Origin of the sequence: Photorhabdus bodei (genome assembly GCF_003287735.1) — a bacterium.
Lineage (GTDB): Bacteria > Pseudomonadota > Gammaproteobacteria > Enterobacterales > Enterobacteriaceae > Photorhabdus > Photorhabdus kayaii.
In genome coordinates this window covers 17,118-25,857 of record NZ_NSCM01000055.1, presented here as the reverse complement: position 1 = coordinate 25,857, position 8,740 = coordinate 17,118, and the positions used below count along the sequence as shown (strand labels likewise).

Genomic DNA, 8,740 nt, shown 5'->3' with positions numbered 1-8,740 from the left:
GCTACCGTCCACAGTTCTACTTCCGTACAACTGACGTGACCGGTACCATTGAACTGCCAGAAGGCGTGGAAATGGTGATGCCAGGTGATAACATTCAGATGAAAGTTACCCTGATTGCCCCAATCGCGATGGACCAGGGTCTGCGCTTCGCTATCCGTGAAGGTGGCCGTACAGTAGGTGCTGGTGTTGTTGCTAAAGTTATCGCTTAATAGCTAATAATTAAGTACCTAACTCTAGAATAGGTTTGCATTCTGTCTTGTTTTAGAACAGACGCCTGGTGTGCTACATTAGGTGTCTGTTAGTGGGTATTTTAATTTATATCATCCTTCCTTAAATTCTCTGTATGAACCACCCCGTTGGGCTGTCTCTTCGTGTTTTAAATTTTTGATTTTGATCGTTTGTTCCTGGAAGCGTCATTTAGCTGTTTTATCAGGATATTCTTAGAGTATATATACATCATTCATCTATAGAATACGTTAGTGATAACTCATGATTTTTCCAAATAAGTATTTGTCTTCAAACTTAGATAAGTCATATTTTCTTTTACATACAGGTAGTAATATCTAGCCCATGCTTGTTCTGCCTCTGTTGGTATGTTCTAACAGAAAGAGGGGATACCCCTGAAAAGATTACGGCATAGCATGTTCGTTTTCGTACAACTAAGTATGTGAATTCTATATCCCGTAATATCTTAAGTGGGTTGTTCTGTCTAGCTATCAGTTCTGGAACAAATTGCTGATGTAGGAGATAGTCTTAGGATGGAATAAGTTTAAGAAAGTTCCTGATAGAGATAAAAGCCTTCCTAGCCAAAGTATTATAGAAATGAGAGAACTACCTCTATTTGACAAGGCTAAAAGAAAATTTGGAAGAACCTGAATCAGAAAATTAAAATGCGAATGATTATTGAAATGAGACTCATTATTATTTAATATGCGCTATAATGTGTACCAGAGAGTGTTATTTATGTATGTCTGCCTATGTAATGCGGTGAGTGACAAAACAATACGTAATGCGGTGCGTCAACATCATATTCACTCTATTAAAGAACTAAAACGTATTGTGCCTGTAGGCCGTGATTGTGGCAAATGCATACGCCAAGCTAGAGAGCTAATTAATGAGGAGATTGCACAGCTACCCAAGATAGGTAACGTTGCTTGATAAAAAAGAAGTAAGTTTACTACTACTCTGCTGAATAGGTACTACACTTTAAGTACTGGAAGCGGAGGGGTAAGCTATGAAAGGTGATAAAAAAATGATTGTTCATTTGAACAAACTTCTTGGAAATGAGCTTGTTGCAATTAATCAGTATTTTCTGCACGCCCGGATGTTCAAAAACTGGGGTCTTACTCGACTTAATGATAAGGAGTATCATGAATCTATCGATGAAATGAAGCACGCCGATAGGTACATTGAACGTATCCTTTTTCTTGAAGGGATTCCTAATTTGCAGGATCTAGGAAAACTTAACATCGGAGAAGATATCGAAGAAATGCTCAAATCTGACTTGCAGCTCGAATTGCAAGGAGCTAAAGATTTGAAAGAAGCGATTGCTTATGCTGATTCGATTCATGACTATGTTAGCCGTGATTTAATGATCGATATTCTAGATGAAGAAGAAAAGCATATTGATTGGCTGGAAACTCAATTTGAATTAATTGAACGTATGGGGATTCAAAATTACACTCAAGCACAGATCCTTGAAGGAGAATAGTTATAGTTACGGAAAAATGCCCTATCTGTTAAGTTAGGGCATTTTGTTTCATGCTCCTTTAATTTTACTCCGGACAGATCTTCATCTGTATCTTGCTTTGTTAATTGATTTGCGTATAATATGCGGTCTTACTTACGTGTAAGTCTGGTTTGTTAGCCAGTAAATGCGCAGTGTTTTTTACTGCCCATTTAAAATACTCCCGATATGGGGGTTATATATTGAACGATTACACTCTCCCATCAATCGAAATGGGCTCGAGTAGTAATTATTTACGTTTATAAAATAGTTGGAGCTCTGGTCTCATGCAGAACCAAAGAATCCGTATTCGCCTGAAAGCATTTGATCATCGTTTGATCGATCAATCAACTGCGGAAATTGTCGAGACCGCTAAGCGTACTGGTGCGCAGGTTCGTGGTCCGATCCCGCTGCCGACTCATAAAGAGCGTTTTACCGTTCTAATTTCTCCGCATGTTAATAAAGATGCGCGTGATCAGTACGAAATTCGCACTCATAAGCGTCTGGTTGACATCGTTGAGCCAACCGAGAAAACCGTTGATGCTCTGATGCGTCTGGATCTGGCTGCCGGTGTAGACGTGCAGATCAGCCTGGGTTAATCAGGTCATTGAACGATTAAGAGGTTGAAACAATGATTGGTTTAGTCGGTAAAAAAGTGGGTATGACTCGTATCTTCACTGAAGATGGCGTTTCGATCCCTGTAACTGTTATCGAAATTGAAGATAACCGTGTTACTCAGGTTAAAGATCTGGATAACGATGGTTATCGTGCAATTCAGGTTACTACTGGTAGCAAAAAAGCTAACCGTGTAAACAAACCTGAAGCAGGTCATTTCGCTAAAGCTGGCGTTGAAGCTGGCCGTATCCTGCGTGAATTCCGTCTGTCTGAAGGCGAAGAATATGCTGTAGGTCAAAGCATTAGCGTTGAAATTTTCGCTGACGTTAAGAAAGTCGACGTTACTGGTACATCTAAAGGTAAAGGTTTTGCTGGTACTGTTAAGCGCTGGAACTTCCGTACTCAAGATGCTAGCCACGGTAACTCTTTGTCTCATCGTGTTCCGGGTTCTATCGGTCAGAACCAAACTCCGGGCAAGGTATTTAAAGGCAAGAAAATGGCAGGCCAGCTGGGTAATGAACGCGTAACTGTTCAAAGCCTGGATGTAGTACGTGTTGACGCTGAGCGCAACCTGCTGCTGGTCAAAGGTGCTGTTCCAGGTTCAACTGGCGGCAACCTGATCGTAAAACCGGCTGTCAAGGCGTAACGTCGAGGAGATAGGAATGGAATTGGTAATGAAAGACGCGCAAGGCGCGCTGACTGTTTCCGAAACTACCTTCGGGCGTGATTTCAATGAAGCGCTTGTGCATCAAGTAGTTGTTGCTTACGCAGCTGGTGCACGTCAAGGTACTCGTGCTCAGAAAACCCGTGCTGAAGTTTCTGGTTCAGGTAAAAAACCATGGCGTCAGAAAGGCACTGGCCGTGCACGCTCTGGTTCTATTAAGAGCCCAATTTGGCGCTCTGGTGGCGTAACTTTCGCAGCTAAGCCACAGGACCACAGTCAAAAAGTTAATAAGAAAATGTACCGTGGTGCTTTAAAAAGCATCCTGTCTGAATTGGTACGTCAAGATCGTTTGATCGTTGTCGAGAAGTTTTCTGTAGAAGCGCCTAAAACCAAGCTTCTGGTTCAGAAACTAAAAGAGATGGCGCTGGAAGATGTGCTGATTATCACTAATGAAGTTGATGAGAATTTGTTCTTAGCAGCTCGCAACCTGTACAAGGTTGATGTTCGTGATGTAGCTGGTATTGATCCAGTGAGCTTGATCGCCTTCGATAAAGTGGTTATGACTGCTGATGCTGTGAAGCAAGTTGAGGAGATGCTGGCATGATCCGTGAAGAACGTCTGCTGAAAGTACTGCGCGCACCGCACGTATCTGAAAAAGCTTCTACAGCGATGGAGAAAAGCAACACCATCGTTCTCAAAGTTGCGAAAGACGCGACTAAAGCAGAAATCAAAGCTGCTGTGCAGAAACTGTTTGAAGTCGAAGTTGAAGGTGTTAACACTTTGCTGGTAAAAGGCAAAACTAAACGCCACGGTCAGCGTATTGGTCGTCGTAGCGACTGGAAAAAAGCTTACGTCACACTGAAGGAAGGCCAGAATATGGACTTCATCGGTGGTGCAGAGTAAGTCGGAGGAGTAAAGAACAATGGCAATTGTTAAATGTAAACCTACGTCTCCGGGCCGTCGCCACGTTGTTAAAGTGGTTAACCCTGAGCTGCATAAGGGTAAACCTTATGCTCCATTGCTGGAAAAAAGCAGCAAAACCGGTGGTCGTAACAACAATGGCCGTATTACCACTCGTCACATTGGTGGTGGCCACAAGCAGCACTATCGTCTGATTGACTTTAAACGTAATAAAGATGGTATCCCTGCCGTAGTTGAGCGCTTGGAATATGATCCAAATCGTTCAGCAAATATCGCCTTGGTTTTGTATAAAGATGGTGAACGTCGTTATATCCTTGCACCTAAAGGGCTGAAAGCTGGTGATCAGATTCAATCTGGTGTTGACGCAGCTATCAAAACTGGTAACGCATTGCCAATGCGCAATATCCCTGTTGGTTCTACCGTACATAACGTAGAAATGAAACCGGGTAAAGGTGGTCAGTTGGCTCGTTCCGCTGGTGCATACGTTCAGATCGTTGCCCGTGATGGTTCTTATGTAACTTTGCGTCTGCGTTCTGGTGAAATGCGTAAAGTTCTGTCTGACTGCCGCGCCACTTTAGGTGAGGTTGGTAATGCAGAACATATGCTACGTGTTCTGGGTAAAGCTGGTGCAAGTCGCTGGCGTGGTATTCGTCCTACCGTTCGTGGTACGGCGATGAACCCGGTAGATCACCCACATGGTGGTGGTGAAGGTCGTAACTTTGGTAAACATCCTGTAACTCCTTGGGGTGTTCAAACTAAAGGTAAGAAGACCCGTAGTAATAAACGTACTGATCAGTTCATCGTACGTCGCCGTACTAAAAAATAATTAGAGGATAAACCATGCCACGTTCTCTCAAGAAAGGTCCATTTATTGACCTGCACTTGCTGAAGAAGGTAGAGAAAGCGGTGGAAAGCGGAGACAAAAAGCCTATTAAGACTTGGTCCCGTCGTTCAACGATCTTTCCTAACATGATCGGTTTGACCATCGCTGTCCATAATGGTCGTCAGCATGTACCAGTTTTTGTTTCCGACGAAATGGTTGGTCATAAACTAGGTGAATTCGCACCGACCCGTACTTATCGCGGCCATGCGGCCGATAAAAAGGCTAAAAAGCGCTAAGGTAGGAGGAAGAGATGGAAACTATCGCTAAACATCGCCACGCTCGTTCTTCTGCTCAGAAGGTTCGCCTTGTAGCTGACCTGATTCGCGGTAAGAAAGTGTCGCAAGCTCTGGAAACTCTGACCTATACCAATAAGAAAGCTGCTGGTTTAGTGAAGAAAGTACTTGAGTCTGCTATTGCTAATGCAGAACACAACGATGGTGCTGACATTGATGATCTGAAGGTCACGAAGATTTTCGTAGACGAAGGCCCGACTATGAAGCGTATTATGCCTCGTGCAAAAGGTCGTGCAGATCGCATCCTGAAGCGCAGCAGCCACATTACTGTGGTTGTGTCCGATCGCTGAGACTCTGGAGACTAGCAATGGGTCAGAAAGTACATCCTAATGGTATTCGCCTGGGTATTGTCAAACCTTGGAACTCTACTTGGTATGCGAATACTAAAGAATTCGCTGACAACCTAGACAGCGATTTTAAAGTTCGCCAGTACTTGAAGAAAGAACTGGCAAAAGCGTCTATTTCACGCATTGTTATTGAACGTCCTGCTAAAAGTATTCGTGTAACTATTCACACTGCTCGCCCAGGTATCGTAATCGGTAAGAAAGGTGAAGACGTAGAAAAACTGCGTAAAACTGTAGCGGAAATCGCTGGTGTTCCTGCGCAAATTAATATCTCTGAAGTGCGTAAGCCTGAACTGGACGCGAAACTGGTTGCTGACAGTATTACTTCACAGCTGGAACGTCGTGTTATGTTCCGTCGTGCTATGAAGCGTGCAGTCCAGAATGCGATGCGTCTAGGCGCTAAAGGCATTAAAGTGGAAGTCAGTGGCCGTTTAGGCGGTGCTGAAATCGCGCGTACTGAATGGTATCGTGAAGGTCGTGTACCGTTGCACACACTGCGTGCAGATATCGACTACAACACTTCAGAAGCGCACACCACTTATGGTGTACTCGGCGTTAAGGTATGGATCTTCAAAGGTGAGATCTTGGGTGGTATGGCTGCTGTTGAACAGGCGGAAAAACCGGCTGCACAACCTAAAAAGCAGCAGCGCAAAGGCCGCAAGTAAGGAGAGTCGCTGATGTTACAACCAAAGCGTACGAAATTCCGTAAAATGCACAAAGGCCGTAACCGTGGCCTGGCAGCAGGTGCGGATGTTAGCTTCGGCACTTTCGGTCTGAAAGCTGTGGGCCGTGGCCGTCTGACGGCACGTCAGATTGAAGCGGCACGTCGTGCTATGACCCGTGCAATTAAACGTCAAGGTAAAATCTGGATACGTGTATTTCCAGACAAACCTATCACTGAAAAGCCACTCGAAGTGCGTATGGGTAAAGGTAAAGGTAACGTAGAATATTGGGTTGCCTTGATCCAGCCTGGTAAAGTCCTTTATGAAATGGACGGTGTGCCTGAAGAGCTGGCTCGTGAAGCATTCAAGCTGGCAGCAGCGAAACTGCCTATCAAGACCACCTTTGTAACTAAGACGGTGATGTAATGAAAGCACAAGAGCTGCGCGAAAAAAGCGTTGAAGAGCTGAACACTGAGCTGCTGAATTTGCTGCGTGAACAATTTAACCTGCGCATGCAGGCTGCAAGTGGCCAGCTACAACAGTCTCATCTGTTGAAACAAGTGCGTCGTAATATCGCACGCGTTAAGACTTTATTGACTGAGAAGGCGGGTGCGTAATGACCGATAAAATCCGTACTTTGCAAGGTCGTGTTGTAAGTGACAAAATGGAGAAATCTATTGTTGTTGCTATTGAGCGTAAGGTGAAACACCCTCTGTATGGTAAATTCATCAAACGTACGACTAAACTGCATGTACATGACGAGAACAATGAATGTGGTATTGGTGATGTGGTGGAAATCCGCGAAACCCGTCCACTGTCCAAAACTAAATCTTGGACTTTAGTTCGCGTTGTAGAGAAAGCGATTCTGTAAGCTGGCTCGAATAGAGTAAACGGCTCAGGCTATGGGCCGTTTATTTTTTCTATCTATATCTGAGATGTGGTGTTATAATGCCGCGCCCTCGTGATATGGGGTATCTGAACGGCCTCTTCATATTAAATTATAGTAGTGAAGTGGGCTCAGTAGTAGTTGACATTTAGCGGAGCACTAAAATGATCCAAGAACAGACTATGCTGAACGTGGCCGACAACTCCGGTGCACGTCGCGTAATGTGTATCAAGGTTCTGGGTGGCTCGCACCGTCGCTATGCACACGTCGGCGACATCATAAAAGTCACCATCAAGGAAGCAATTCCTCGTGGTAAAGTGAAAAAAGGTGATGTCCTGAAAGCGGTAGTGGTGCGCACCAAGAAGGGTGTTCGTCGCCCTGACGGTTCTGTCATTCGCTTCGATGGCAATGCTTGCGTGTTGTTAAACAACACAAGTGAGCAAGTTATCGGTACGCGTATTTTTGGGCCGGTAACTCGTGAACTTCGTAATGAAAAGTTCATGAAAATTATCTCCCTGGCACCAGAAGTACTCTAAGGAGCGGACAATGGCAGCGAAAATCCGTCGTGATGACGAAGTTATCGTGTTGACTGGAAAAGATAAAGGTAAGCGCGGTAAAGTAAAACAGGTTCTTTCTACTGGGAAAGTCATTGTTGAAGGTATCAACTTGGTTAAAAAGCATCAGAAGCCTGTTCCGGCTCTGAACCAGCCAGGTGGCATCGTTGAAAAAGAAGCTGCAATCCAGGTTTCAAACGTTGCGATCTTCAATGCGGCAACCGGTAAGGCTGACCGTGTAGGTTTTAGATTTGAAGACGGAAAAAAAGTTCGTTTCTTTAAATCTAACAGCGAAACTATCAAGTAATTTGGAGTAATACGATGGCGAAACTGCATGATTACTACAAAGACGAGGTAGTCCAAAAACTGATGACTCAGTTTGGCTACAATTCTGTCATGCAAGTCCCTCGGGTCGAGAAGATCACCCTGAACATGGGTGTTGGTGAAGCAATTGCTGATAAGAAACTGCTGGATAATGCAGCAGCGGATCTGGCAGCAATCTCTGGTCAAAAACCATTGATCACCAAAGCGCGCAAATCAGTTGCAGGCTTCAAAATCCGTCAGGGCTATCCAATCGGCTGTAAAGTGACCCTGCGTGGTGAACGTATGTGGGAGTTTCTTGAGCGCCTGATTTCTATTGCTGTACCTCGTATTCGTGACTTCCGTGGTTTGTCTGCTAAGTCATTTGATGGTCGTGGCAATTACAGCATGGGTGTACGTGAGCAAATCATCTTCCCTGAAATCGATTACGATAAAGTGGATCGTGTTCGTGGTCTGGATATTACTATCACCACAACTGCGAAATCTGATGATGAAGGCCGCGCACTGTTGGCTGCTTTTAACTTCCCGTTCCGCAAGTAAGGCAGGGTATTCATGGCTAAGCAATCAATGAAAGCACGTGATGTAAAACGTGCGAAATTAGCTGAAAAATTCTTCACTAAACGTGTAGAATTGAAAGCTGTCATTTCTGATGTGAATGCATCTGATGAAGAGCGTTGGAGTGCTGTTCTTAAGCTGCAAACACTGCCACGTGATTCCAGCCCTTCTCGTCAGCGTAACCGCTGCCGCCAAACTGGTCGTCCGCATGCGTTTTTGCGGAAGTTTGGGTTGAGCCGTATTAAAGTCCGTGAAGCCGCCATGCGCGGTGAAATTCCGGGCCTTAAAAAGGCTAGCTGGTAATTGTCACCAATTG

The 8,740-nt window shown here is 44.6% G+C and carries 18 protein-coding genes; all 18 read left to right on the top strand.

Going from position 1 to position 8,740, the window contains the following annotated elements:
- On the top strand, nucleotides 1-209 hold a 209-nt coding region (locus CKY02_RS20560; RefSeq protein WP_476641933.1), incomplete at its 5' end, for an EF-Tu C-terminal domain-related protein.
- Between the two features lie 754 nt (nucleotides 210-963).
- The gene (gene bfd, locus CKY02_RS20555) at nucleotides 964-1,158 is read left to right on the top strand and encodes a bacterioferritin-associated ferredoxin (RefSeq protein WP_112879459.1); all 195 of its coding nucleotides are present in this window, start codon (nucleotides 964-966) and stop codon (nucleotides 1,156-1,158) included.
- Between the two features lie 76 nt (nucleotides 1,159-1,234).
- Nucleotides 1,235-1,711: a bacterioferritin gene (gene bfr / locus CKY02_RS20550; RefSeq protein WP_112879438.1), complete on the top strand. Its 477-nt coding sequence runs from the start codon at nucleotides 1,235-1,237 to the stop codon at nucleotides 1,709-1,711.
- A gap of 302 nt (nucleotides 1,712-2,013) precedes the next feature.
- Nucleotides 2,014-2,325 carry a 30S ribosomal protein S10 gene (gene rpsJ / locus CKY02_RS20545; RefSeq protein ID WP_112879439.1) on the top strand — a complete coding sequence of 104 codons (312 nt, stop codon included), beginning with the start codon at nucleotides 2,014-2,016 and terminating at the stop codon, nucleotides 2,323-2,325.
- A gap of 32 nt (nucleotides 2,326-2,357) precedes the next feature.
- Nucleotides 2,358-2,987: a 50S ribosomal protein L3 gene (gene rplC / locus CKY02_RS20540; protein WP_112879440.1), complete on the top strand. Its 630-nt coding sequence runs from the start codon at nucleotides 2,358-2,360 to the stop codon at nucleotides 2,985-2,987.
- 16 nt (nucleotides 2,988-3,003) lie between these two features.
- Nucleotides 3,004-3,609: a 50S ribosomal protein L4 gene (rplD, locus tag CKY02_RS20535; protein ID WP_011148794.1), complete on the top strand. Its 606-nt coding sequence runs from the start codon at nucleotides 3,004-3,006 to the stop codon at nucleotides 3,607-3,609.
- The gene (gene rplW, locus CKY02_RS20530) at nucleotides 3,606-3,908 is read left to right on the top strand and encodes a 50S ribosomal protein L23 (RefSeq protein ID WP_021322796.1); all 303 of its coding nucleotides are present in this window, start codon (nucleotides 3,606-3,608) and stop codon (nucleotides 3,906-3,908) included. The genes rplD and rplW overlap by 4 nt, the downstream gene beginning before the upstream one ends.
- A gap of 19 nt (nucleotides 3,909-3,927) precedes the next feature.
- On the top strand, nucleotides 3,928-4,752 hold the full coding sequence (gene rplB / locus CKY02_RS20525) for a 50S ribosomal protein L2 (protein ID WP_112879441.1): 825 nt from the start codon (nucleotides 3,928-3,930) through the stop codon (nucleotides 4,750-4,752).
- A 14-nt stretch (nucleotides 4,753-4,766) separates the two neighbouring features.
- Nucleotides 4,767-5,045, top strand: a complete 279-nt coding sequence (rpsS, locus tag CKY02_RS20520) for a 30S ribosomal protein S19 (protein ID WP_011148791.1) — start codon at nucleotides 4,767-4,769, stop codon at nucleotides 5,043-5,045.
- 14 nt (nucleotides 5,046-5,059) lie between these two features.
- The gene (gene rplV, locus CKY02_RS20515) at nucleotides 5,060-5,392 is read left to right on the top strand and encodes a 50S ribosomal protein L22 (protein ID WP_011148790.1); all 333 of its coding nucleotides are present in this window, start codon (nucleotides 5,060-5,062) and stop codon (nucleotides 5,390-5,392) included.
- Nucleotides 5,393-5,409: 17 nt separating this feature from the next.
- Entirely contained in the window at nucleotides 5,410-6,111 is a 702-nt protein-coding gene (gene rpsC / locus CKY02_RS20510) for a 30S ribosomal protein S3 (protein WP_112879442.1), read from the top strand.
- 12 nt (nucleotides 6,112-6,123) lie between these two features.
- On the top strand, nucleotides 6,124-6,534 hold the full coding sequence (rplP, locus tag CKY02_RS20505) for a 50S ribosomal protein L16 (RefSeq protein WP_011148788.1): 411 nt from the start codon (nucleotides 6,124-6,126) through the stop codon (nucleotides 6,532-6,534).
- Nucleotides 6,534-6,725 (top strand): 50S ribosomal protein L29, encoded by a 192-nt coding sequence (gene rpmC, locus CKY02_RS20500; RefSeq protein ID WP_010847484.1) that lies wholly within the window; start codon nucleotides 6,534-6,536, stop codon nucleotides 6,723-6,725. The genes rplP and rpmC overlap by 1 nt, the downstream gene beginning before the upstream one ends.
- Nucleotides 6,725-6,979, top strand: a complete 255-nt coding sequence (gene rpsQ / locus CKY02_RS20495) for a 30S ribosomal protein S17 (RefSeq protein WP_011148786.1) — start codon at nucleotides 6,725-6,727, stop codon at nucleotides 6,977-6,979. The genes rpmC and rpsQ overlap by 1 nt, the downstream gene beginning before the upstream one ends.
- Before the next feature lie 179 nt (nucleotides 6,980-7,158).
- Nucleotides 7,159-7,530 carry a 50S ribosomal protein L14 gene (gene rplN / locus CKY02_RS20490; RefSeq protein ID WP_036781889.1) on the top strand — a complete coding sequence of 124 codons (372 nt, stop codon included), beginning with the start codon at nucleotides 7,159-7,161 and terminating at the stop codon, nucleotides 7,528-7,530.
- A gap of 10 nt (nucleotides 7,531-7,540) precedes the next feature.
- Nucleotides 7,541-7,855: a 50S ribosomal protein L24 gene (gene rplX / locus CKY02_RS20485; protein ID WP_036781887.1), complete on the top strand. Its 315-nt coding sequence runs from the start codon at nucleotides 7,541-7,543 to the stop codon at nucleotides 7,853-7,855.
- Between the two features lie 14 nt (nucleotides 7,856-7,869).
- Nucleotides 7,870-8,409, top strand: coding sequence for a 50S ribosomal protein L5 (gene rplE / locus CKY02_RS20480; RefSeq protein WP_011148783.1), 540 nt, complete (start codon nucleotides 7,870-7,872; stop codon nucleotides 8,407-8,409).
- Between the two features lie 12 nt (nucleotides 8,410-8,421).
- A complete protein-coding gene (gene rpsN / locus CKY02_RS20475; RefSeq protein WP_112879443.1) occupies nucleotides 8,422-8,727 on the top strand; it encodes a 30S ribosomal protein S14 in 306 nt (101 codons plus the stop codon).
- Nucleotides 8,728-8,740 lie beyond the last annotated feature (13 nt).